Source organism: Amycolatopsis pretoriensis (assembly GCF_900107925.1).
Taxonomy (GTDB): Bacteria; Actinomycetota; Actinomycetes; order Mycobacteriales; family Pseudonocardiaceae; genus Amycolatopsis; species Amycolatopsis pretoriensis.
In genome coordinates, this window is sequence record NZ_FNUJ01000005.1 from 533,439 (window position 1) to 556,852 (window position 23,414).

At 70.8% G+C, this 23,414-nt stretch carries 23 protein-coding genes; 17 read left to right on the plus strand and 6 right to left on the minus strand.

The genetic code is table 11. The features are described 5' to 3' along the window. Positions 1 to 195: 195 nt before the first annotated feature. Complete coding sequence (locus BLV96_RS24385; protein ID WP_033291096.1) at positions 196 to 408, minus strand: BldC family transcriptional regulator; 213 nt, start codon at positions 406 to 408, stop codon at positions 196 to 198. A 281-nt stretch (positions 409 to 689) separates the two neighbouring features. Between BLV96_RS24385 and BLV96_RS24390 the strand changes: the two genes are divergently transcribed. The 3 genes from BLV96_RS24390 to cds1 are packed head-to-tail and all read left to right on the plus strand — an operon-like array spanning position 690 to position 2,538. Continuing rightward, positions 690 to 1,163, plus strand: a complete 474-nt coding sequence (locus tag BLV96_RS24390) for an Lrp/AsnC family transcriptional regulator (RefSeq protein ID WP_167379714.1) — start codon at positions 690 to 692, stop codon at positions 1,161 to 1,163. A gap of 11 nt (positions 1,164 to 1,174) precedes the next feature. Continuing rightward, a complete protein-coding gene (locus BLV96_RS24395) occupies positions 1,175 to 1,462 on the plus strand; it encodes a DUF4229 domain-containing protein (protein ID WP_086677866.1) in 288 nt (95 codons plus the stop codon). Then, a complete protein-coding gene (gene cds1, locus BLV96_RS24400) occupies positions 1,459 to 2,538 on the plus strand; it encodes an L-cysteine desulfhydrase Cds1 (RefSeq protein WP_086677867.1) in 1,080 nt (359 codons plus the stop codon). The genes BLV96_RS24395 and cds1 overlap by 4 nt, the downstream gene beginning before the upstream one ends. Here cds1 and BLV96_RS24405 read toward each other — a convergent pair. The 4 genes from BLV96_RS24405 to BLV96_RS24415 are packed head-to-tail and all read right to left on the minus strand — an operon-like array spanning position 2,535 to position 5,699. Then, on the minus strand, positions 2,535 to 3,404 hold the full coding sequence (locus tag BLV96_RS24405; protein WP_086677868.1) for a 1,4-dihydroxy-2-naphthoate polyprenyltransferase: 870 nt from the start codon (positions 3,402 to 3,404) through the stop codon (positions 2,535 to 2,537). The two genes, cds1 and BLV96_RS24405, sit on opposite strands and share 4 nt — an antisense overlap. 38 nt (positions 3,405 to 3,442) lie before the next feature. Beyond that, positions 3,443 to 3,586 carry a hypothetical protein gene (locus BLV96_RS49970; RefSeq protein ID WP_167379715.1) on the minus strand — a complete coding sequence of 48 codons (144 nt, stop codon included), beginning with the start codon at positions 3,584 to 3,586 and terminating at the stop codon, positions 3,443 to 3,445. 51 nt (positions 3,587 to 3,637) lie between these two features. Further along, positions 3,638 to 4,774 carry an o-succinylbenzoate--CoA ligase gene (gene menE / locus BLV96_RS24410; RefSeq protein WP_208608317.1) on the minus strand — a complete coding sequence of 379 codons (1,137 nt, stop codon included), beginning with the start codon at positions 4,772 to 4,774 and terminating at the stop codon, positions 3,638 to 3,640. Position 4,775: 1 nt separating this feature from the next. Further along, complete coding sequence (locus BLV96_RS24415; protein ID WP_086677869.1) at positions 4,776 to 5,699, minus strand: 1,4-dihydroxy-2-naphthoyl-CoA synthase; 924 nt, start codon at positions 5,697 to 5,699, stop codon at positions 4,776 to 4,778. Between the two features lie 51 nt (positions 5,700 to 5,750). On the opposite strand from BLV96_RS24415, the gene menD reads away from it, so the two are divergent. From menD to BLV96_RS24430, 3 genes are all read left to right on the plus strand, one after another. Next, entirely contained in the window at positions 5,751 to 7,427 is a 1,677-nt protein-coding gene (gene menD / locus BLV96_RS24420) for a 2-succinyl-5-enolpyruvyl-6-hydroxy-3-cyclohexene-1-carboxylic-acid synthase (RefSeq protein WP_167379716.1), read from the plus strand. Between the two features lie 158 nt (positions 7,428 to 7,585). Beyond that, positions 7,586 to 9,097 carry a M1 family metallopeptidase gene (locus tag BLV96_RS24425; protein WP_086677871.1) on the plus strand — a complete coding sequence of 504 codons (1,512 nt, stop codon included), beginning with the start codon at positions 7,586 to 7,588 and terminating at the stop codon, positions 9,095 to 9,097. 16 nt (positions 9,098 to 9,113) lie between these two features. Then, positions 9,114 to 9,551: a DUF3592 domain-containing protein gene (locus BLV96_RS24430; protein ID WP_086677872.1), complete on the plus strand. Its 438-nt coding sequence runs from the start codon at positions 9,114 to 9,116 to the stop codon at positions 9,549 to 9,551. Between the two features lie 471 nt (positions 9,552 to 10,022). Here the strand turns inward: BLV96_RS24430 and BLV96_RS24435 are convergent, their stop codons facing one another. Beyond that, positions 10,023 to 10,859: an inositol monophosphatase family protein gene (locus BLV96_RS24435; RefSeq protein ID WP_086677873.1), complete on the minus strand. Its 837-nt coding sequence runs from the start codon at positions 10,857 to 10,859 to the stop codon at positions 10,023 to 10,025. Positions 10,860 to 11,036: 177 nt separating this feature from the next. Between BLV96_RS24435 and BLV96_RS24440 the strand changes: the two genes are divergently transcribed. The 11 genes from BLV96_RS24440 to BLV96_RS24490 all read left to right on the plus strand — a co-directional run bounded on the left by BLV96_RS24440 (position 11,037) and on the right by BLV96_RS24490 (position 23,413). After that, the gene (locus BLV96_RS24440) at positions 11,037 to 12,107 is read left to right on the plus strand and encodes a glycosyltransferase family 4 protein (RefSeq protein ID WP_279627548.1); all 1,071 of its coding nucleotides are present in this window, start codon (positions 11,037 to 11,039) and stop codon (positions 12,105 to 12,107) included. Position 12,108: 1 nt separating this feature from the next. After that, positions 12,109 to 13,212 (plus strand): glycosyltransferase, encoded by a 1,104-nt coding sequence (locus tag BLV96_RS24445; RefSeq protein WP_086677875.1) that lies wholly within the window; start codon positions 12,109 to 12,111, stop codon positions 13,210 to 13,212. A 23-nt stretch (positions 13,213 to 13,235) separates the two neighbouring features. Next, positions 13,236 to 13,925 (plus strand): demethylmenaquinone methyltransferase, encoded by a 690-nt coding sequence (locus BLV96_RS24450; protein ID WP_086677876.1) that lies wholly within the window; start codon positions 13,236 to 13,238, stop codon positions 13,923 to 13,925. A 10-nt stretch (positions 13,926 to 13,935) separates the two neighbouring features. Continuing rightward, complete coding sequence (locus BLV96_RS24455) at positions 13,936 to 15,222, plus strand: geranylgeranyl reductase family protein (protein ID WP_167379717.1); 1,287 nt, start codon at positions 13,936 to 13,938, stop codon at positions 15,220 to 15,222. A 468-nt stretch (positions 15,223 to 15,690) separates the two neighbouring features. Beyond that, positions 15,691 to 16,110, plus strand: coding sequence for an NADH-quinone oxidoreductase subunit A (locus tag BLV96_RS24460; protein ID WP_003081861.1), 420 nt, complete (start codon positions 15,691 to 15,693; stop codon positions 16,108 to 16,110). Between the two features lie 4 nt (positions 16,111 to 16,114). Beyond that, positions 16,115 to 16,663, plus strand: a complete 549-nt coding sequence (locus BLV96_RS24465) for a NuoB/complex I 20 kDa subunit family protein (protein ID WP_086678877.1) — start codon at positions 16,115 to 16,117, stop codon at positions 16,661 to 16,663. 4 nt (positions 16,664 to 16,667) lie between these two features. Then, on the plus strand, positions 16,668 to 17,417 hold the full coding sequence (locus BLV96_RS24470; protein ID WP_086678876.1) for an NADH-quinone oxidoreductase subunit C: 750 nt from the start codon (positions 16,668 to 16,670) through the stop codon (positions 17,415 to 17,417). Continuing rightward, a complete protein-coding gene (locus tag BLV96_RS24475; protein WP_086678875.1) occupies positions 17,414 to 18,793 on the plus strand; it encodes an NADH-quinone oxidoreductase subunit D in 1,380 nt (459 codons plus the stop codon). The genes BLV96_RS24470 and BLV96_RS24475 overlap by 4 nt, the downstream gene beginning before the upstream one ends. Then, positions 18,790 to 19,647, plus strand: coding sequence for an NADH-quinone oxidoreductase subunit NuoE (gene nuoE / locus BLV96_RS24480; RefSeq protein WP_086678874.1), 858 nt, complete (start codon positions 18,790 to 18,792; stop codon positions 19,645 to 19,647). Before BLV96_RS24475 ends, nuoE begins: the two co-directional genes overlap by 4 nt. Beyond that, positions 19,647 to 20,942 (plus strand): NADH-quinone oxidoreductase subunit NuoF, encoded by a 1,296-nt coding sequence (gene nuoF, locus BLV96_RS24485; RefSeq protein ID WP_086678873.1) that lies wholly within the window; start codon positions 19,647 to 19,649, stop codon positions 20,940 to 20,942. Before nuoE ends, nuoF begins: the two co-directional genes overlap by 1 nt. After that, positions 20,939 to 23,413, plus strand: coding sequence for an NADH-quinone oxidoreductase subunit G (locus BLV96_RS24490; protein ID WP_086678872.1), 2,475 nt, complete (start codon positions 20,939 to 20,941; stop codon positions 23,411 to 23,413). Before nuoF ends, BLV96_RS24490 begins: the two co-directional genes overlap by 4 nt. Position 23,414: the final 1 nt, after the last annotated feature.

The window sequence follows — 23,414 nt, forward strand, 5'->3', positions numbered from 1 at the left end:
TGGGGGTGACGACCGGAACAAGGTTGTCCCTCAACCGAACACGGCTGTGGGGCGCGGATGGTTCGCCGCTCGGGTGTCTTGAATGAGTCATTCAAGACCGGCGCGGGCCCGCACCTCACCCGGGCCCGGAAACGACGAAGGGCCGCGCGGACCGGGGAAATCCCTGGTCCGTCGCGGCTCCGCGCCGGAACTCCTTCAGACCTTGCGGGCCGGTTCGCTGGCGTCCGTGGTCAGCTCCGCGAGGAGCTCGTTCACCTCGGACTCCCGGAACCGCCGGTGCCCGCCCGGGGTCCGGATCGAGCCGATCCGGCCCGCCGTCGCCCATCGGGTGACCGTCTTGGGGTCCACCCGGAACAGTGCTGCCACCTCGCCAGGGGTGAGCAGGCGTCCGCCCATCGTCGCGGTCATTTTCCGCCTCCTTAACGACCTCACTGCTATACCGGAGGCAATCCGGGCCCTTCTGGCCCGTCGCGCCGGGGTAGCCAACACGGCAATCGTTGCACTTCACCCGTCGGGTACTCGAACGGTTGTCCAAGAGTAAAGAGCCCTTAAAGGTCAAAACGGACAGCTTGCTTACGTTCTGCAACTAATATTCCGGTGACCTGACGTGCGGAGACGCGAATCGCCTGGGTCACCGGCCGCGAGACGTGGTCTCAATGGGGGATTGTCCAACCGCATAGAGTGATCTCGTGGATCAGTTGGACCGGAAGATCATCGCGGCGTTGCGCATCAACGGACGGGCCACTTACGCCGACCTCGGGCGGGCCGTCGGCCTCTCCGCGTCGTCGGTGCACGAGCGGGTGGGCAAGCTGGAAGCCGCCGGCGTGATCACCGGCTACCACGCGGTCGTGGACCCGAGCTCGGTCGGCCTCGGCGTCACCGCCCTCGTCGGCATCCATCCCACCGACACCGCCACCGAAGACGACGTCGCCGACGCGCTCGCCGAGCTCGACGAGGTCGAGAGCTGCTACGCGGTGGCGGGCGACGAAGCTTTCGTGGTGAAAGTGCGCGTGGCGACCGTCGACGACCTCGAGCGCGCTCTCGGCCGGCTCCGGCGCATCCCCGGCGTCGGGCGGACGAACACGACCGTGGTGCTCTCGACGCGCTTCGAAGGCCGTCCGAACAACGCGGGCCTGCAGAAGGACCGCTCGGGCGGGGCGTAGCCTGCGTTGGTGTGAGCGACGAGAAGGCCGGCACCCTGCCGCGTGACCTGACGCTGTACCTCCTGGCGCGGTTCGTGCTGGTCGGGGTGATCGCCTGGGCGCTGAGCCTCATCGGCGTGCCCCTGCTGGTCGCGCTGCTCGTCGGCCTGGTCGTCGGGCTGCCGCTGGGCCTGCTGCTGTTCCGCCCGCTGAACGCCCGCGTCACGGCCGGCCTGGCGAAGCGCAACGAGAAGCGCGCCCGGGCCCGTGCCGAGCTCCGCGCCCAGCTGCGCGGCGACGCTCCCGGGCAAGCCGAATGAACCATGCGCGCAGCTGGGTCCGCGAGGCCGTCCGGATCATCGAGGCCGACGCGAACCGCAGCGCCGACACCCACCTGCACGTCTTCCCGCTGCCCCCGGAGTGGGGCATCGACCTGTACCTCAAGGACGAGTCCGTCCACCCGACCGGCTCGCTGAAGCACCGGCTGGCCCGCTCGCTGTTCCTCTACGGGCTCGTCAACGGCCAGATCGGCCCGGACACGGTGCTCGTCGAGGCGTCCAGCGGGTCGACGGCGGTGTCCGAGGCCTACTTCGCCCGCATGCTCGGCCTGCGCTTCATCACGGTCGTGCCGCGGAAGACGTCGAAGGAGAAGATCGCGCTCATCGAGTTCTACGGCGGTGAGTGCCACTACGTCGACGAAGCCCCGGCGATGTACCCGGAGGCGGAGCGGCTCGCGGCCGAGAGCGGCGGGCACTACCTCGACCAGTTCACCTACGCCGAGCGCGCGACGGACTGGCGCGGCAACAACAACATCGCCGAGTCGGTCTTCGCGCAGATGCGCTCGGAGCGGCACCCGATCCCGACGTGGATCGTGGTCGGTGCGGGCACGGGCGGCACGAGCGCGACGTTCGGCCGGTACGTCCGCTACAAGCGCCACACGACGAAGATCTGCGTCGCCGACCCGGAGAACTCGTCGTTCTACGGGGCGTGGGAGACGGGCGCGCTCGACTACGCGACCGGCATGCCCTCGCGGATCGAAGGCATCGGCCGCCCGCGCTGCGAACCGTCGTTCGTGCCCGGCGTCATCGACGAGATGTTCCGGATCCCGGACGCCGGGTCCCTGGCGGCCATCCGGCTGCTGCGCGAGCGGACCGGGCACTGGGCGGGCGGCTCGACCGGCACCAACCTCAACGGCGCGTTCCGGCTCATCTCGCGGATGGTCGAGGACGGCCAGGCGGGCAGCGTCGTGACGCTGCTCTGCGACGGCGGCGAGCGGTACGCGCACACGTACTACAACGACGAGTGGATCGAGGCCCAGGGGATGGACCTGGCGCCGCACACGGCGTTGTTCGAGGAGTTCCTGGCGACCGGGAAGTTCTTCGCCCCGGAGGGCTAGAAGCTCAGTGCGACGGCGGCGAGCACGGCCCAGGCGAGCATCGCCAGGCCGGTGTCGCGCAACGCCGGGATCAGCGCCCGGCCCTGCTGCCCGCCGCCGACCGCGCGGACCGACTTCAGTAGCAGCGGCGCCGTCACCAGCGTGATCAGGACCAGCGGCCGGAAGACGCCGAGCACGATGCTCAGCACGTACGGCACCGCGAGCAGGACCAGGTACAGCCGTCGCGTGCCGGAGTCGCCGAGACGGGTGGCCAGGGTGCGCTTGCCGGACTCGATGTCGGTCGGGATGTCACGCAGGTTGTTGGCCGTCAGGACCGCCGTGGAGAAGCTGCCGACGGCGACCGCGCACGCCAGCGCGGCCCAGCTGACCCGGCCCGCCTGCACGTACACCGTGCCCAGCACGCCGGCCAGGCCGAAGAAGACGAACACGGCGATCTCGCCGAAACCGTAGTACCCGTAGGGCTTCTTGCCGCCGGTGTAGAACCAGGCGCCGAGGATGCACAGCGCGCCCATCACCAGCAGCCACCAGTGCCCGCTGCTGACGACGAGCACGAGCCCCAGCACCCCGGCCAAGCCCAGCGAAACCAGCGCGGCGGCCAGCACGGCCTTCGGCTTGGCGACCCCCGAACCGACCAGCCGCAGCGGGCCGACGCGGTTCTCGTCGGTGCCGCGGATGCCGTCGGAGTAGTCGTTGGCGTAGTTGACGCCGACGATGAGCGAGAGGGAGACGAGCAGCGCCAGCGCCGAGCGCCACCACGAGAACGCGTCCAGCGCGATCGCCGCGCCGACGCCCGCCACCACCGGGGCCACCGCGTTCGGCAGCGTCCGGGGCCGCGCCCCCTCGATCCACTCGTTCACTGTCGCCATGGGCGTCATTCAACGCCATGTCGATCAGTGCCCGGCGGTCAGTCCGTGGTCGGCAGCTGCCAGGTGAGCTGGCCGCTGTTGGGGTCGGCTCCGGGGCCGTCGGCCAGGGCCGCACCGGCCGGCAGGAGGATCCCCAAAGCGACAGCTGTGCCGATCAGAGCGGTGCGAATCCAGCGTGTCATGGTGCGTAGCCAAGCGGGTGCACGGCGTACGTGTCAACGAAGTGCGGCCATTCAGCCGCGCAAACCCGACTCAAGTCGCTGTTTCACGGCCGCGCGGTCGATCTTTCCCGGACCGCGAAGTGGCAGGTCAGCGGCGTATTCGACGCGTTTCGGGGTTGCCGCCGCACCGAGTTCGGCCCGGACCGCCGCGCGCAGTTCGTCCGCTTCGCGCGGTCCACCTTCCGGGACGACGAGCGCCACGACGGCCTCGCCCCACTCCTGGTCCGGCAGGCCGACGACGCACGCGTCGCGGACGCCCGGCTGGGCGGTCAGCACGCGCTCGATCGCGTTCGCCGAGACCTTCACGCCGCCGGTGTTGATCATGTCGTCGGCGCGGCCGAGGACCTCGACGCGGCCGTCGTCGTGACGAACCCCACGGTCGGACGTCGTGAACCAGCCGCCGTCGAACGACTCCGCCGTCAGCTCCGGCTGCCGCCGGTAGCCGTGGGCGAGGACGTCGCCGGCGATGCGGATCCGGTCGCCCTCGACGTCGACGCGGACGCCGTCGAGGGGAAAGCCGTCGTAGACGCAGCCGCTCGCCGTCTCGCTCATGCCGTACGCGGGCACGATCCGGACCCCGGCGTCGGCCGCGCGCTCGCGCAGGGCCGCCGACGTCGCCGCCGCGCCGACCACGATCGCGTCGAACGTCTTCGCCGCGGCCAGGCCGGCGCCGCCGTCGTCGTCGAGCAGCCGGACCAGCTGGGTCGGTACCAGCGCCGTGTACCGCGGGCCGCCGGTGAGCTTCGCCGCCGCGGCCGCGAAGTCGTCCGGGCGGAAGCCGGTGCCGGTCAGGAACGTCGGCTCGGTGCCCGCCAGCAGCGACCGGACCAGTACCTGCAGCCCGCCGATGTAGTGCGCCGGCGTCGCCAGGAGCCAGTGGCCGGGGCCGCCGAGACGGACGTGCGTGGCCTCGGCGGACGCGGTCAGCGCGCGGGCCGAGAGCAGCACGCCCTTGGGCGCGCCGGTCGAGCCCGAAGTGGCGATGACCACGGCGGTGTCCGGCTCGGCGGGCTCGTCCGGCGCCATCGCGTCACGCAGCGCCGGGTCGGTGAACGGCAGCACGGCCGGGCCGCCGTCCAGCGCGGCCGCGAGGGCTTCCTTGAGCGCGACCAGCGCGGACGGCGATCCGTCGAGGTGGTGAGGGCGCAGCTCAGTAGTAATAGGGGACGTCCTTGAAGTCGGGGTCGCGCTTCTGGAGGAACGCGTCACGGCCTTCGACGGCCTCGTCCTGCATGTACGCCAGGCGGGTGGTCTCGCCGGCGAACAGCTGCTGGCCGACCATGCCGTCGTCGGTGAGGTTGAACGCGTACTTGAGCATCCGCTGCGCCGTCGGCGACTTGCGGGTGATCTCCCACGCCCAGGTCAAGGCTTCTTTTTCCAGGTCGGCGTGCGGGACGACGGCGTTGACCGCGCCCATCGCGTGCATCTGCTCGGCGGAGTACTCGCGGCCGAGGAAGAAGATCTCGCGGGCGAACTTCTGGCCGACCATCTTCGCCAGGTAGGCCGAGCCGTAGCCGCCGTCGAACGAGCCGACGTCGGCGTCGGTCTGCTTGAACTTCGCGTGCTCGGCCGAGGCGAGCGTGAGATCGCACACGACGTGCAGGGAGTGCCCGCCGCCCGCGGCCCAGCCCGGCACGACCGCGATCACGGGTTTCGGCAGGAACCGGATCAGCCGCTGGACCTCGAGGATGTGCAGCCGGCCGGCCCGCGCGGGGTCCACCGTGTCGGAGGTCTCGCCGCTCGCGTACTGATAGCCGGAGCGTCCGCGAATACGCTGGTCACCACCGGAGCAGAACGCCCACCCGCCGTCCTTGGGCGAGGGGCCGTTGCCGGTGAGCAGGACGCAGCCGACGTCCGAGCTCATCCGGGCGTGGTCGAGCGCCCGGTAGAGCTCGTCGACGGTGTGCGGCCGGAAGGCGTTGCGGACCTCCGGACGGTCGAACGCGATGCGCACCACGCGCTTGCCGCCGCGGTTCTCAGCGGAACGGTGGTAGGTGATGTCGGTGAAGGCGAAACCTTCGACCTCGGTCCACGCGGCGGGGTCGAACAGCTCGGAAACTCGGGCGTCATCCACGTTTGGGAGAATAGGACCTGTGGACATGTGCGATGAGTCTGGAGCCTGCCGGTGAACCCTTCCACCGCGCAGGCCAGGGTGATCGTCGACGAACTCGTCCGCAACACCGTTTCGCACGTCGTCCTCTGCCCGGGCTCCCGCAACGCGCCGCTGTCGATCGCGCTGTATGACGCGGCGGCGGCCGGGAAGCTCCAGCTCCACGTCCGCATCGACGAGCGCGGGGCCGCGTTCCTCGCGCTCGGCATCGCCGCGCGCACCGGCAGACCGGTGGCCGTGCTCTGCACGTCCGGCACCGCGGCCGCGAACTTCCACCCCGCCGTCCTGGAAGCCGACCGCGCCGGGGTCCCGCTGATCGTGCTGACCGCCGACCGGCCGCCCGAGCTGCGCGCGGCCGGGGCGTCGCAGGTCATCGACCAGCACCAGCTCTACGGGGACGCCGCCCGCTACTTCGACGAGCTGGCCGTCGCCGAGCGGCGGGCCGGTCAGAACTCGTACTGGCGCAGCCAGATCTGCCGGGCGTGGAACGCCGCCTACGGCGAGTGGCGTTGCGGCCCGGTCCACCTGAACATCCCGTTCCGCGAGCCTTTGGTGCCGGACCTGGACGACGACGGCGAGTGGTACGAGTCGCTGGACGGCCGTCCCGACGGCTCCCGCTGGACCGAGCTGCCCGACTTCGGCGCGCTGCCGTCGTTCGTCGTGCCCTCGGCGCGGCACGGCCTGGTCATCGCGTGCGACACCGGCGTCCAGGCGGCCAGCGAGTGGGCCGAGCAGCACGGCTGGCCGGTCGTGTCGGAGACGGGCGGGCTCGGCCTGTCGGGCGGCACGGCGATCTCGTCCGGCGCGTGGCTGCTCGGCGTCGAGGAGTTCATCGCGAAGCACAAGCCGGAGCAGGTGCTCTGCCTCGGCCGGCCGACGGTGTTCCGGCAGATCCAGAAGGTGATCTCGGACCCGTCGGTCGAGGTCCTGCTGGTGCGCCCGGACTCGGACTGGCCGGCGCCCGCGCACAACGTCCGGCAGGTCGGGCAGTGGTTCGACGAGCCGACCAAGCCGGCCGACCCGGAGTGGCTGGCGAGCTGGCGCCGGGCGGACGCGGCGGCGTCGTCGGCGGTCGCGTCGGTGCTGGACGCGGAGGCGTGGCCGTCCGGGCTGCGCGTCGCGTCGGAGCTGGTGGACGCGCTGCCGGCGGACTCGCTGCTGGTGGTCGGCTCGTCCAACCCGACCCGGGACGTCGCGCTGGCCGGCCGGCTGCGCCCGGACGTCCTGGTGCACCGCAACCGCGGGGTCGCGGGCATCGACGGCACGGTCTCGACGGCGATCGGCGCGGCGTACGTCCACCGCGGGCCGTCGTACGCGCTGCTGGGCGACCTGACGTTCTTGCACGACGCGTCGGGCCTGCTGACCGGCCCGGCCGAGCAGCGCCCCGATCTGACGATCGTGGTCTGCAACGACGACGGCGGCGGGATCTTCTCGCTGCTGGAGCAGGGTGCGCCTGAGCACGCGGCGAGCTTCGAGCGGGTCTTCGGCACGCCACACGGCGCCGACCTGGGCGCGTTGTGCGCCGGCTACCGCGTCCCGCACGTCGTCGCGGAGACGCTGACGGAGTTCCGCGCGGCCCTGCGGCCGGCGCCGGGGCTGCGGGTCGTGGAGGTGCGGGTGGACCGGTCGCGGCACCGCGACCTGCACGGCCGGTTGCGGTCCGCGGTCAGCGCGGCCGTCTCGGCGGTCTGATCCCGGAGCTTTCACGTGAAAGCTCCGCCTCGGGGCCGCCGGTCAACCGCTTTCCGGGTGTGATTCCAGCAGGCAAGATCCTCCCTTCGGCCGTTCCTGGGTGCTTCCTGGCTGGCTACGTTCGAGCGCGCTGAACCTCACCCGTTGGAGGGATTCGAATGCGTGCAAGAACGCGCACCGGCTTCGGTGCGCTCGCGGCCGGCGTCGTCTCGGTGCTGCTCGCCGGCACCGCTTCCGCGGCCCCCGCGCCGGGCGCTCCCGGTGCCGGCGACCCCTACTACCCGAACGCCGGCAACGGCGGCACGGACGTGCTCCACTACGACATCCGCCTGACCTACCAGCCGGCGACCGACGTCCTCGCGGGCACGACGACGCTGCTGCTCACCGCCACGCAGGACCTCTCGCGGTTCGATCTCGACTTCGCGCTGAAGGCGTCGAGCGTGCGCGTGAACAACCGGCCCGCGCAGTTCGCGAACCAGACCGGCAACGGCGAGCTCGTCGTCACCCCGGCGCAGCCGCTGCTCAAGGGGCAGACCGCGACCGTCGTCGTCGCCTACTCGGACACGCCGTCGACCGAGACGGTGGACGGCATCAACGCCTGGAAGAAGGGCTCGTTCGGCGCGCTCGGCATCGACGAGCCGCAGAGCTCGGCGTGGTGGTTCCCGGCCAACGACCACCCGACCGACAAGGCGACCTACGACGTCACGATCGAGGCCCCGGACGACAACGTCGCCATCTCCAACGGCTCGCTCGTGCGCACGACGAAGAGCCGCGCCGGCTGGACCCGCTGGCAGTGGCGCAGCACGAAGCCGCAGGCCACGTACCTGACGTCGTTCATCGTCGGCAAGTACGAGCTCAACCAGTCGACGACGCCGGACGGCAAGCCATTCATCACGGCGTACGGCAGCGACCTGGGCGACTCGCTGTACGCGGCGAAGGCCAGCGTCGAGCGCACGCCGGAGATCGACGAGTTCCTGGCGACCCAGTTCGGCCCGTTCCCGTTCGAGGCCGAGGGCGGCGTCGTCACCAGCGGCATCACGTTCTCCCTGGAGAACCAGACGCGGCCGACGTACGGCGCCCGGAACTTCCGCGCGGGTTCGAACACGACGTTGATCGCGCACGAGAACGCCCATCAGTGGTTCGGGGACAACGTCTCGTTGGGCCGGTGGAGCGACATCTGGCTCAACGAGGGCTTCGCGTCGTACGCGGAGTGGCTGTGGTCGGAGCACGAGGGCGAGGGGACGGTCGCGGAGCTGGCGCAGTACACGTACGACTCGAACCCGGCTGATGGCGACCTGTGGAAGGTCGTGCCGGCTGACCCTGGTGCCGACAACCAGTTCGACAACGCCGTTTACGACCGGGGTGCGCTCGCCCTGCAGGCGCTGCGGACCGCTGTCGGTGACTCGGCGTTCTTCAAGATCCTTCAGACCTGGCAGGTGCAGAAGGCCGGGTCGTCCGGGCGGATCCTGGAGTTCATCGCGCTGGCCGAGAAGATCTCGGGGAAGCCGCTGCACGATCTGTTCCAGACTTGGCTGTACACGGCTGGTAAGCCGTCCGTGGGCCCGAACGGGGCTGCTGTTGCGGCTCGCTTCGCTGCCCCCGTGAAACCGCTTTCGTACGACCAGATCCAGGCGAACCACCGGAACCTCGCCGCGGAACACGCGGGGTAGCCGCTACGCTCGCGGCGTGAGCACGAGAGGTGAGCGGGTGAGGCGCGTCGGGTGGTGGGCTGCCCTCGGCGTTGCCTCGCTCCTCACCGTCATGTGCGTTTGCCTGCTCTTCGCGGCCATTCGCAACGATGGTGCTATCTCTGCCCAGCTGGGGACGGCTAACGCGACGGTCGACTCGGTCGCCTTCGACCGCACGATCATCCACTTCGAGACGCCGGATGGGATTGTGCACAGTCCGGCCAATGGGGTCCTCTACCCGGATGGGTTGGCTGCTGGGCAGCTTGTTCGGATCGAGTACGACGCTTCTGATCCCGAGTTGGCTCGGGTTGCTGGGCGGTCTGCCACTTTGACTTTGCTGCCGTTGGGGAGCTTTGTGTTCTTCACTTGGCTGGTGGCTGGGCCGTTGCTTTGGTGGATTCGGCGGGTTGACAAGCGGGCTTTGGTTGCTGTTTGACCTGGGGTTTTGTTGTCTTCCCCGCTCCTCGTCTTTGATTGTTCAACACCGGAGACCCGGCCTCAAGGGCGCCTTCGGCGTCGCTTCGCGATGAGCTTCGCTCACCCTTGACCCCGGGTCTCCGGTGCTGACTGATGCTGGGACGAGGTTCGGGGGAGGTCTAGGGCTGTTCTTGGTTAAGTTGTGTGGTCGGGCTGCGGTTACGCGTGCTCGATTTGGCAGGTCAGCTCACGTTTGGTGCCTCGCGCCCGCCTTCGGCGGGTACCCGCGTGAGTTTGGCCTAGCCCGGCCCTCTCGGCGGTCGCCCGCCTTCGGCGGGCACCCGCGAGAGTCGAGCCGGCCTCGCCTTCGGCGGGCAGCCGCGTGAGTCGACTCAGCTCGCCGTCGGCGCCCCCGCCCGCCTTCGGCGGACACTCGCGTGAGTCGGCCCGCCCCGCACTTCGGCGCTCACCCCTCGGCGGGCGGGACCGCTCAGCCCGCGTGGGCCGTCTCCTGCCACCAGCCCAACACCTCGTCCGCCACCCCCGGGGCCGCCACCAGCAGCCCGTCCGTCGGCAACGCTGTGTCCTCGCCGTGCTTGTCCAACACCACCGCGCCCGCCTCGATCGCCATTGCCACCGAGCCCGCCACGTCCCACTCGTGGTAGCTGTGCAGCACCGCCGCCGCCGCGTGGCCCAGTGCCACCTGCGCTATCGACAACGCCGCCGAGCCCAGCACCCGGACACCCGCGTGCGCCGCCGCTGCTCGCTCGATGAAGCCGCCCATTCCCGGCCATGGTCCGCGGCGGGCGAACTCCGTGCACACCAGTGCTCCCGCTGTTGCGCAGCGGTCCACCAGCTGGACCGGCTTGCCGTTCGCTCGGGCTCCTCGGCCGCGTGCGGCCGCGTAGATCTGGGCTCGGTACGGGTCCGCCACCACCCCCACCACCGGGCCGGCCACGTCCACCAGCGCCAAGCTGTACGCGCACCAGGGCACTCCCGCCACGTAGTTCGCCGTTCCGTCGACCGAGTCGACCACCCAGCGGTACTCCGCGACGTCCGCTCCGTGGTCCGCGCCGAACTCGTGGCCGACCACCGGGATGCCCGGGAACTCCGCCGTCAGCACGCGCCTGGTGTGGCGCTCCAGGATGCGGTCGGTGTCGGTGACCCAGTCGAAGGGCGAGTCGAGCGTCGACGGGTGGGCGCCGCGGCCGGCGGTCGCGGTGATCACGTCGGTGGCGTCGTTGGCCAGCCGCCCGGCCACTTCGAGCGCCCTCGACAGCAGGCCGGGCTCGACGGGCCGCGGCGGCCGGGAGGACAAGAGGGTCATGCCTGCTTAGTCTGGGCCCCGCTGGTTTCCGGGACACGACCTTGAGATGACATGTCGTAGCCGATCTGTTCCGGCAGCGTTGGCCGCCGTGTCACACGAGCGCCAGGAACGGGTGCGATCGTCCAAGACGTGCGAGTCGCCATAGTCACCGAAAGTTTCCTGCCCCAGGTGAACGGCGTGACCAACTCCGTCCTGCGGGTCGTCGAGCACCTGCGCGAACGCGCCCACGACGTGCTGATCATCGCCCCCGGGCCCGGCCCGGACTCCTACCGCGGCGCCCCGGTCGTGCGGATCCCCGCGCTGGACTTCCCCGGGGTCAACTCCCTGCCGATCGGCGTGCCCACGCGCACCGTGCTGAACGCGCTCGCCGCGTTCGGGCCGGACGTCGTGCACCTGGCCTCGCCGTTCGTCGTCGGCGCGCGCGGGCTGGCCGCCGCCCGGCGGCTGCGGGTGCCGTCCATCGCCGTCTACCAGACCGACATCGCCGGGTTCGCCCAGGCGTACGGCTTCGGCATCGCCGCGCGCGCCGCGTGGCGGTGGGTGCGGCGGCTGCACTCGCGGGCCGACCGGACGCTGGCCCCGTCGACCGACGCCGTCGAGCAACTCGAGCTGCACGGCGTCCCGCGCGTGCACCGGTGGGCGCGGGGTGTCGACATCGAGCGGTTCTCCCCGGACCACGCCGACGCCGCCCTGCGGGCCGAGCTGGCGCCGAACGGTGAGCTGCTCGTCGGGTTCGTCGGGCGGCTGGCGCCCGAGAAGGAGGTCGACCGGCTGGCCGCGCTCGCCGGCGTGCCCGGGATCCGGGTGGTCGTCGTCGGCGACGGCCCCGAACTCGAAAACCTGAAGGAACAGCTGCCCGGAGCGGCCTTCCTCGGCGCGAAGTACGGCGACGAGCTCTCGAAGGCGTACGCGAGCTTCGACGTCTTCGTCCACACCGGCCCGCACGAGACGTTCTGCCAGGCGGTGCAGGAGGCGATGGCGTCCGGGCTGCCGGTGCTCGCGCCGGCCGCGGGCGGCCCCAAGGACCTCGTCCTGCCCGGCCGCACCGGCTACCTGTTGCCCGCCGACCGCGAGGGCTTCGGGCCCGCGCTCGTCGAGAAGGTCGACGCCCTGCGCGACGCCGCGTTGCGCGCGCGGCTCGGCGAGAAGGCGCGCAAGGTCGTGCTGGGCCGCACCTGGCCCGCCGTCTGCCACGAGCTGCTCGGGCACTACGAAGCCGTGCGGGGCCGGGCCGCCCGCGCGGCCTGACATGCACATCGTCCAGCTCGCGAACTTCTACGGGCCGCGCTCGGGCGGGCTGCGCACGGCGCTGCACCACCTCGGCGCCGGCTACGTCGCGAGCGGCCACGCCGTGACGCTCGTCGTGCCCGGCACCCGCTACGCCGACGAGGTCCTGCCGACCGGTGTGCGCCGGTTCTCCCTGCCGGCCCCGAAGATCCCCGGCACCGGCGGCTACCGCGCCGTCGACCCCCACCGCGTCCGCGCGGTCCTGCGAAGACTCGAACCCGACCGGCTGGAGGTGTCGGACCGGTTGACGCTGCGGGGGATGGGTGGCTGGGCGCGGCGGCACGGCGTCCCGAGCACGGTCATCTCCCACGAGCGCCTCGACCGGCTGCTGGAGCAGTTCCTGCTGCCCGAGCCGGTGGCGCGCCGCGTCGCCGACGTCGCCAACCGGCGGATGGCGGCGAGCTACGACACGGTCGTCTGCACGACGGCGTTCGCGCGCGCGGAGTTCGACCGGATCGCCGCGCCGAACGTCCACCGCGTGCCGCTCGGGGTCGACCTGGCGACGTTCCGGCCGGCCATGCGTGACACCGGCTGGCGCACCGACCTGGCGTCCGGGGCAGACGCCCTGATCGTCCACTGTGGACGTCTGTCGCCGGAGAAGCACGTGGAGCGCAGCGTGGACACCGTCGCGGAGCTGACGGAGGCGGGCGCGAAGGTCCGGCTGGTCGTGGCCGGCGACGGGCCGCGCCGACGTGCGCTCGAACGCCGGGCGCGGGGGCTGCCGGTGACGTTCCTCGGGTTCCTGTCCGGCCGTGGCGACGTCGCGAGGCTGCTGGCCAGCGCGGACGTCTCCCTGGCGCCGGGGCCGCACGAAACCTTCGGGCTGGCCGCGCTGGAGGCCCTGGCTTCGGGGACACCGGTGGTGGTGTCGGCGTCGTCGGCGCTGCGGGAGATCGTCCGGCCGGGCTGTGGCGCGGCGGTGGACGACCACGCGCCCGCGTTCGCCACCGCCGTGACGAACCTCCTGGACAGCCCGGAGGACGCGCGGCGTGCGGCGGCGCGGGCGAGGGCCGAGGAGTTCACCTGGCCCGCGGCGGTGGCCGGGATGCTGGCGACGTTCCATTGAACGAACCCGACTAATCTCGACTCATGTCACGCGCAAGCCTGGACAAGGACCCGCACGAGGTCGCCGCGATGTTCGACGGCGTCGCGGACGGGTACGACCGGGCGAACTCGTTCATGACCTTCGGCTTCGACCGGCGCTGGCGCACCACCACCGCCCGCGTGCTCGACGCCCGCCGCGGCGAGAAGGTCCTGGACCTCGCCGCCGGCACCGGCGTGTCCACCGTCGAGTACGCCCGCGGGGGCGCCTGGTGCCTGGCCGCGGACTTCTCGTTCGGCATGCTCCGCGCCGGCAAGCACCGCAACGTGCCGATGGTTGCGGCCGACGCGCTCAACCTGCCGTTCGCCGACGAGAGCTTCGACGCCGTGACGATCTCCCTCGCGCTGCGCAACTTCGTCGACACGAAGGCCGCGCTCACCGAGATCGCCCGGGTGGTCAAGCCCGGCGGCCGGCTGGTGATCTGCGAGGTCTCGACGCCGCCGTTCGCCCCGATCCGGTTCATACACCGGCGGTTCATGCTGAAGCTGCTCACCTGGGTGGGCAAGCGGACGTCGTCCAACCCCGAGGCGTACTCCTACCTGGCCGAATCGATGCTGGCCTGGCCCGACCAGCGCACGCTCGGCGAGATCATCGCGAGCGCGGGCTGGACCGACGTCGAGTGGTTGAACCTCACATTCGGCGTCGTGGCGATCCACCGCGCGCGCAAGCCTGCCTAAACTCGCGCGTATGAGCCGTCGTACCGCAGACCAGGACGCCGAAGTCATCGTCGTCGGCGCCGGGCCCGCCGGATCCACCGTCGCGACCTATCTGGCGAGGGCGGGCGTCGACGTCCTGCTGCTGGAGAAGACCGAGTTCCCGCGCGAGAAGGTCTGCGGCGACGGCCTGACCCCGCGTGGCGTCAAGCAGCTGATCGACCTGGGCATCGACACGAGCGAGGACGCCGGCTGGGTGCACAGCCGCGGCCTGCGGATCCTCACCGGCGACCTGACCTTGGAGCTCGACTGGCCGGACCTGACGAGCTACCCGCCGTACGGCGTTTCCCGCACCCGTCACGACTTCGACGACCTCCTCGCGAAGCTCGCGGTGAAGGCGGGCGCGCGCCTCTACGAGCGCACCACCGTCACCAGCGCGATCACGAACGCGAGCGGGCGTGTGGTCGGCGTCGAGGCGAAGGTCGGGCCGGAGCGGACGCCGGTGAAGTACTACGCGCCGCTCGTCCTGGCCTGCGACGGCGTGTCCGCGCGGCTCGCGCTCAGCGTCGGCATCCAGAAGAACGAGAAGCGCCCGATGGGCGTCGCGGTGCGCCAGTACTACAAGAGCCCGCGCCACGACGACCCGTTCATCGAGGGCCACCTCGAGCTGTGGGACCGCTCCGACCCGCGCGACCCGAAGCTGCTGCCGGGCTACGGCTGGGCGTTCCCGCTCGGCGACGGCACGGTCAACGTCGGCCTCGGCATGCTGTCGACGTCGGCCTCGTTCCGGAACACCGACTACCGCGCGCTGCTGCGCCAGTGGCTCGACGGGACGCCGGAGGAGTGGGGCTACCGCGAGGAGAACGCGATCGGCAAGGTCGGCGGCGCCGGCCTCCCGATGGGCTTCAACCGCACCCCGCACTACCGCGACGGCCTGCTGCTGCTGGGCGACGCGGGCGGCATGGTCAGCCCGTTCAACGGCGAGGGCATCTCGGCGGCGATGGAGTCCGCGCAGATCGCGGCGGAGGTCGTCGTGCAAGCGCTTGCGCGGCGCGAGGGCCCCTCCCGGGAACGCGCCTTGGAGGCGTACCCGCGGGCGGTCCGCGAGCTGATGGGCGGCTACTACCAGCTGGGCAACGTGTTCGCGAAGATCATCGGCAAGCCGAAGATCATGCACGCGTGCACGAAGTACGGGCTGCGCATCAACAAGCTGCTGCCGCTGGTCTACAAGGGCCTGTCGGGCTGCTACGACGCCAAGGGCGGCGACGGCGTCGACCGCCTGATCTCGGCGCTGGCGAAGGCCGCTCCCAGCCCCCGCTGACGCTTCTCACCAGGGCGGCACTTTCACGTGAAAGTGCCGCCCTGCTCGCGCGCGGACACACGAGTGGACTAGCAAGTTGGCCGTGCGGTCAGTGGGATCGGTCACACGTCGCTGCCTGGATTGTCCGGCCATCGAGCGATCTGACGAGCTTTCGCGCAGGTCGCGCGCGGGCCGTCATCGGGCCGTGACAACGTTGGCGGCAGAAGTTAGGGCACCCTTATAACATGGGGGCCTAGGGACAAGAGTGTGAGTCGCGTCCTAGACTCCCCCCATGCTTTGTGAATCCCTTCACATCCGCGACGAGTGGCTTGTGAACTATTTCACAAGCAGAGCTCGGTCCAGCCACGGGCCGTAAGGAGACCCTGACCCTCGGCGGTGTGACCCAGGTCCCTTAGGGTGCCGACGAGGCCAAGCGGTTCCCCACCACACGCACAACCGCATCGGCGCGGAAAGGATGGCGAAGACCCCGTGCTGACGTTGCTGACCCGAACCGACACGGTGCAGCTGGCGCAAGAGGCCCCCAGCCTGAAGCCCTACCTGCCCATCGTGATCTTGTTCGTCCTGGCGCTCGGTTTCGCCGTGCTGTCGGTCCTGCTGGGCCCGCTCGTCGGCCCCAGCCGGTACAACAAGGCCAAGCTCTCCGCCTACGAGTGCGGCATCGAGCCGTCCCCGCAGCCGCTCGTCGGCGCCGGGCGGATGCCGGTCGCGTACTACATCACCGCGATGCTGTTCATCCTGTTCGACATCGAGATGGTCTTCCTCTACCCGTTCGCCGTGCAGGCGAACGCGCTGGGCACGTTCGGCCTGGTGGAGATCCTGCTGTTCATCGCGACGGTCGGCTTCGCGTACGCCTACGTGTGGCGGCGCGGCGGCCTGGATTGGAACTAGACCCATGGGCCTCGAAGAGAAACTCCCCAACGGCATCCTGCTGGCCAGCCTCGAAGGCCTCGTCAACTGGGCGCGCAAGAACTCGCTGTGGCCCGCGACCTTCGGCCTCGCCTGCTGCGCGATCGAAATGATGACGGTCGGCGGTTCCCGCTACGACATCGCCCGCTTCGGCATGGAGCGCTTCAGCGCGACGCCGCGGCAGGCCGACCTGATGATCGTCGCCGGGCGCGTCACGCAGAAGATGGCCCCGGTCCTGCGCCAGATCTACGACCAGATGGCCGAGCCGCGCTGGGTGCTCGCGATGGGCGTCTGCGCCTCCTCCGGCGGAATGTTCAACAACTACGCCGTGGTCCAGGGTGTCGACCACATCGTGCCGGTCGACATGTACCTGCCCGGTTGCCCGCCGCGGCCGGAGATGCTGCTGGACGCGATCCTCAAGCTGCACGCCAAGATCCAGGACGAGCCGATCAACGCCCGCCGCGCCGCCATCCGCGCCGCCAGCGGGGCGCGCACCGAGCTCGTCGCGTCGTCGATCAAGTACGCGAAGAAGTAGAGCGATGACTGAGAACCCCCAACCCGGCGAAGAGCAGTCGAGCGCCGAGCGAGCCGAGACCGGCCTGACGGCGAAGGGGCCGGGCGCGGCCGAACCGGTCGTCACCGGCCGCGAACGCCAGGGCATGTTCGGTGTCCACGGCACCGGCGACACCTCCGGCTACGGCGGCGTCCGGCTCCCGGCCTACAGCCCCGCGCCGGCCGAGCGCCCGTACGGCGGCTGGTTCGACCAGTTCGCCGACGAGTTCTACGCGGCGCTGGCCGACCACAAGATCCCCGCCGAGTCGATCCTGCAGACGACGGTCGACCGCGGCGAGATCACCTTCTACGTCGACCGCGAGAAGCTGGCGGAGATCGCGAAGGTCCTGCGCGACGACGGCGGTCTGCGCTTCGAGCTGCTGTCCTCGGTGTCCGGTGTGGACTACGGCGTCGACGTCCCGCAGCGGCTGCACTCGGTGTACCACTTCACGTCGCTGACCTACCGCCGCCGGATCCGCCTCGAGGTCACCCTCGACGTCGAGGACCCGCACGTGCCGTCGCTGGTCGGGATCTACCCGACGGCGGACTGGCAGGAGCGCGAGACCTGGGACATGTTCGGCATCGTCTACGACGGTCACCCGGCCCTGACCCGCATCCTCATGCCGGACGACTGGGACGGCCACCCCCAGCGCAAGGACTACCCGCTCGGCGGGATCCCGGTCGAATACAAGGGCGCGGAGATCCCGCCGCCGGACCAGCGGAGGTCGTACTCGTGAGCACCGAGAACCTGTCCGACGTCACCACGGGCACGTCGACCACCGAGACCGGCAGCGACAGCACCGACGACGTCAACTACGCCGATTCCCGTGACACCACCGAAGGCCGCGTCTACTCGGTCTCCGGCGGCGACTGGGACGACGTCATCGCCGACGCGGCGCACGACGAGCGCATGGTCATCAACATGGGCCCGCAGCACCCGTCGACGCACGGCGTGCTCCGGCTCGTGTTGGAGATGGAGGGCGAGACCGTCACGCAGCTGCGGTCGGTCATCGGCTACCTCCACACCGGCATCGAGAAGAACTGCGAGTACCGGACCTGGACCCAGGGCGTCACCTTCGTGACGCGCATGGACTACCTGGCCCCGCTTTCGACGGAGATGGCGTACTGCCTCGGCGTCGAGAAGCTGCTGCAGATCGAGGCCCCGCGCCGCGCGCAGCTGCTGCGCGTGCTGCTGCTGGAGATCAACCGGATCGGCTCGCACCTGGTCTACATCGCCACCGGCGGCATGGAGCTCGGCGCCACCACCGCGATGACGCTCGGTTTCCGCGAGCGCGAAGAGGTGCTGCACCTGCTGGAGCACCTGACCGGCCTGCGGATGAACCACGCGTTCATCCGCCCCGGCGGCCTCGCGCAGGACATGCCGGCGGACTACCGCGAGAAGGTCACCGAGTTCGTCAAGACGATGAAGCAGCGCCTTCCGCTGTACGACAAGCTGTTCACCGGTCAGCCGATCTGGCGCAACCGGCTGAAGGGCGTCGGCTACCTGCCGGTCGACGCGTGCCTCGCGCTCGGCGTCACCGGCCCGGTGCTGCGGTCCGCCGGCCTCCCGTGGGACCTGCGCAAGACCGAGCCGTACTCCTGCTACGACGAGTTCGACTTCGACGTGCCCGTGGACAACGGCGCCGACTGCTGGTCGCGCTACCTGATCCGCGTCCACGAGATGCACGAGAGCCTCAAGATCATCGAGCAGTGCCTCGAGAAGCTCGAGCCGGGCCCGGTCATGGTCGAGGACAAGAAGATCGCGTGGCCCGCGCAGCTGTCCATCGGCAGCGACGGCATGGGCAACTCGCTCGAGCACGTCAAGAAGATCATGGGCCAGTCGATGGAGTCCCTGATCCACCACTTCAAGCTGGTCACCGAGGGCTTCAAGGTGCCGGCCGGGCAGGTCTACACCTCGGTCGAGTCGCCGCGCGGCGAGCTGGGCGCGCACCTGGTGTCCGACGGCGGCACCCGGCCGCTGCGGGTCCACGTGCGCGAACCGAGCTTCGTGAACCTGCAGTCGATGCCCGCAATGGCCGAAGGCGGCCTGGTCGCGGACGTGATCGCCGCGATCGCCTCGATCGACCCCGTCATGGGGGGAGTGGACCGATGACCACAGCAGTTCCCGAGCCGGGCTCGAAGGACGCCGCGACGACGTACGCGGCGGCCGGCCCGGACACCGATGTCGTCGCCATCGCGCCGGACCCGGCCGTGGCGGCCGGCATCATCACCGAGACGCCCCTCGAGGACATCTTCGACGCGGACATCCACGCGAAGGCCCAGGAGCTCATCGCGCGCTACCCGCAGTCCCGCTCGGCGCTGCTGCCGATGCTGCACCTCGTGCAGTCAGTGCAGGGGTACGTCAGCCAGGAGGGCATCGCGTTCTGCGCGAAGCAGCTCGACCTGTCCGACGCCGAGGTCAGCGCGGTCGCGACGTTCTACACGATGTACAAGCGCAAGCCGTGCGGCGAGCACCTCGTGAGCGTCTGCACCAACACGCTCTGCGCGGCCATGGGCGGCGACGCGATCTACAAGCGCCTCCAGACGCACCTGGGTTCCGAGGACGCCCCGCTGGGGCACAACGAAACCGCGGGCACGCCGAACGAGCCGGGCTCGATCACCCTCGAGCACGCCGAGTGCCTCGCGGCCTGCGACCTCGCACCGGTCATCCAGGTCGACTACGAGTACTTCGACAACCAGACCGAGGACAAGGCCGTCGCGCTCGTCGACGCGCTGCAGGCGGGCAAGAAGCCGGCCCCGACGCGCGGCGCGCCGCTGTCGAGCTTCAAGAGCGCCGAGCTGCAGCTCGCCGGGTTCTTCCCGGAGAACGAGTCGGCCTACCGCCGGGACGTCGACGGCCCGTCGCAGGCCGTCGAGACGCTGCGGGGCGCGAAGCTCGCGCAGGACCGCGGCTGGGTCGCCCCGGTGGCTCAGGACGTTCCCCTGCCGGAAGTGGAGAAGAAGTAATGGCTGACCCCATCACTCCGGTCCTCACGAAGCGCTGGCTGTCCCCGAACTCCTGGCAGATCGGGACGTACGAGGCACTCGAGGGCTACACCGCCGTCCGCAAGGCCCTGGCCGGGACGCCGGAGCAGCTCGTCCAGCTGGTCAAGGACTCCGGCCTGCGCGGCCGCGGCGGCGCGGGCTTCCCGGCCGGCATCAAGTGGTCGTTCATGCCGCCGAACTTCGACAAGCCGCACTACCTGGTGATCAACGCCGACGAGGGCGAACCCGGGACGTGCAAGGACATCCCGCTGATGATGGCGGACCCGCACTCGCTCATCGAGGGCTGCATCATCGCCTCGTACGCGATGCGGTCCAACCACTGCTTCATCTACGTCCGCGGCGAGGCGCTGCACTGCATCCGCCGCCTCAACGCGGCCGTGCGCGAAGCCGAAGCAGCGGGCTACCTGGGCGAGAACATCCTCGGCTCCGGCTTCGACCTCAAGATCACCGTGCACGCCGGTGCGGGCGCGTACATCTGCGGCGAAGAGACGGCGCTGCTCGACTCGCTGGAAGGCCGTCGTGGCCAGCCGCGGCTCAAGCCGCCGTTCCCCGCGGCCGCCGGCCTCTACGCCGCGCCGACCACGGTCAACAACGTCGAGACCATCGCGAGCGCGCCGTTCATCGTCAACGGCGGCTCCAGCTGGTTCCGCGAGATGGGCCGCGAGAAGTCGCCCGGCCCGAAGATCTACTCGATCTCCGGCCACGTCGAGAAGCCTGGCCAGTACGAGTGCCCGCTCGGCACCACGCTGCGCGAGCTGCTCGACATGGCGGGCGGCATGAAGGACGGCGTCCCGCTCAAGTTCTGGACCCCGGGCGGCTCCTCCACCCCGATGTTCACCGCCGAACACCTCGACGTTCCCCTGGACTTCGAGGGCGCGGCGGAAGCGGGCTCCATGCTCGGCACCACCGCCGTCCAGGTCTTCAACGAGACCGTGTCGGTGCCCTGGGCCGTGATGAAGTGGACCCAGTTCTACGAGCACGAGTCCTGCGGCAAGTGCACGCCGTGCCGCGAAGGCACGTACTGGCTGGCGCAGATCCTCGAGCGCATGGTCGAGGGCCACGGCACCGAGGAGGACATCGACACCCTCCTCGACGTCTGCGACAACATCCTCGGCCGGTCGTTCTGCGCCCTCGGCGACGGCGCGGTGTCGCCGATCCAGAGCGGCATCAAGTACTTCCGCGAGGAGTTCCTCGCGCTGTGCGAAGCGAACCGGCACGAACAGACCAAGCCCGAACTCGTGGGAGCGCAGGCATGACTATCGCGCCCGACAAGCCCGAGACCACCGAGACGCCGGTCCCCGAAGGCCACGTCAAGCTGGTCATCGACGGCGAAGAGGTCATCGCCCCCAAGGGCGAGCTCCTCATCCGCACGGCCGAACGCCTCGGCACGGTCATCCCGCGGTTCTGCGACCACCCCCTCCTCGACCCGGCCGGCGCCTGCCGCCAGTGCCTGGTCGAGGTCGAGATGGGCGGCCGGCCGATGCCGAAGCCGCAGGCGTCCTGCACGATGACCGTCGCCGACGGCATGGTCGTCAAGACGCAGCTGACGTCGGCGGTCGCGGACAAGGCCCAGCAGGGTGTGATGGAGCTGCTGCTCATCAACCACCCCCTGGACTGCCCGATCTGCGACAAGGGCGGCGAGTGCCCGCTGCAGAACCAGGCGCTGGCCCACGGCCGCGCGGAGTCGCGGTTCGTCGACACGAAGCGGACGTTCCCGAAGCCGCTGCCGATCTCGACGCAGGTGCTGCTGGACCGCGAGCGCTGCGTGCTCTGCCAGCGCTGCACCCGGTTCTCCCGCGAGATCGCCGGCGACCCGTTCATCGAGCTCCTCGAACGCGGCGCCCACCAGCAGATCGGCACCGCGGAAACGGCGGACGTGCTGGACCTGGCCTCGCGGACGACGTCCGGCCAGCCGTTCCAGTCCTACTTCTCCGGCAACGTCATCCAGATCTGCCCGGTCGGTGCTTTGACGAGCGCCGCCTACCGGTTCCGCTCGCGCCCGTTCGACCTGGTGTCCTCGCCGAGCGTCTGCGAGCACTGCTCCTCCGGCTGCGCCGAGCGCACCGACTTCCGGCGCGGCAAGGTCCAGCGCAAGCTGGCCGGCGACGACCCGGAAGTCAACGAAGAGTGGATCTGCGACAAGGGCCGGTTCGCCTTCCGCTACACCGGCGCCGAGGACCGCATCCGGCGTCCGCTGGTCCGCAACCGCGAGACCGGTGAGCTGGAAGAGGCGTCCTGGACCGACGCGCTGCGCGCCGCGGCCGAGGGCCTCACCGCGGCCCGGTCGAACGGCGGCGTCGGCGTCCTGCCCGGTGGCCGGCTGACCGTCGAGGACGCCTACGCGTACTCGAAGTTCGCCCGCGTCGCCCTGCAGACCAACGACGTCGACTTCCGCGCCCGCCCGCACTCGGCCGAGGAGCTGGCCTTCATCACCTCGCACGTCGTGGGCGTGACCCCGGAATCGGGGGTCACCTTCGGCGAGCTCGAGCGGGCCCGCACGGTCCTGTGCGTCGCCTTCGAGCCCGAGGACGAAGCCCCGATCGTGTTCCTGCGGCTGCGCAAGGCGGCCCGCAAGCACCGCACCCGGGTCGTCCACTTGGGACAGTGGACGACGTCGTCGGTGCGCAAGACGTTCGGCGAGCTGCTCGCCTGCGTCCCCGGCCAGGAGGCCGCGGCCGTCGAAGGCATCGCCAAGCACGCGCCGGACCTCGACGAGGCCCTGCGCGGCGAGAACGCGGTCGTCCTGGTCGGCGAGCGCGCCGCCCAGGTGCCCGGCCTGTTCTCCGCGCTGCACGACCTGGTCGAGCGCACCGGCGTCCGGCTCGCGTGGATCCCGCGCCGAGCGGGTGACCGCGGTGCGCTGGCCACCGGCTGCGTGCCGACGCTGCTGCCGGGCGGGCACCGGGTGGGCGACGACGCCGCGCGCGTCGCCGTCGAAAACGCCTGGGGCGTCCCGATCCCGGCCGCGCCGGGCCGCGACACCACCGGCATCCTGCAGGCCGCTTCGAGCCGTGAGCTGGGCGGCCTGGTCGTCGGCGGGGTCGACCCGTACGACCTGCCGGACCCGGACCTCGCGCTGCGCGCGCTGGACGGCGCCGGCTTCGTCGTCAGCCTCGAGCTCCGCCACAGCGCGGTGACCGAGCGCGCGGACGTCGTGCTCCCGGTGGCGGCGTCGGACGAGAAGTCCGGCAGCTACCTCAACTGGGAGGGCCGCACCCGCCCGTTCGACACGACCATCGAAGGCACCGGCGCCCTGCCGGACTGCCGGGTGCTCGACACGCTCGCCGTCGAGATGGACGCCGACCTGTTCACGCAGACGCCGGCCGCCGCCCGCGGCGACTTCGAGAAGCTCGGCCCGGCCTCGACGCTGCGCTGGGGTCCGGTGGAAGCGGCGACCGGCGGGGCGACCGCGGCTCCCGCGGCCGGCCAGGCGGTCCTGTCGACCTGGCGCCAGCTCATCGACAACGGGTCCCTGCAGGACGGCGAGCCGCACCTCAAGGGCACCCAGCGCACGCCGGTCGCGCGGTTGTCCGCGAAGACCGCGGAAGGGCTGGGCGTCACCGTGAAGGTGAGCACCGAACGCGGCGCGATCACGCTGCCGGTGGAGATCGCGGACCTGCCCGACGGCGTCGTGTGGCTGCCGGGCAACTCCGACGGCTCCGCCGTGTTCAAGACGCTCGGCGCCGGGCACGGCGCCGTCGTGAACCTCGCTGGGGGTGAACTGTGAC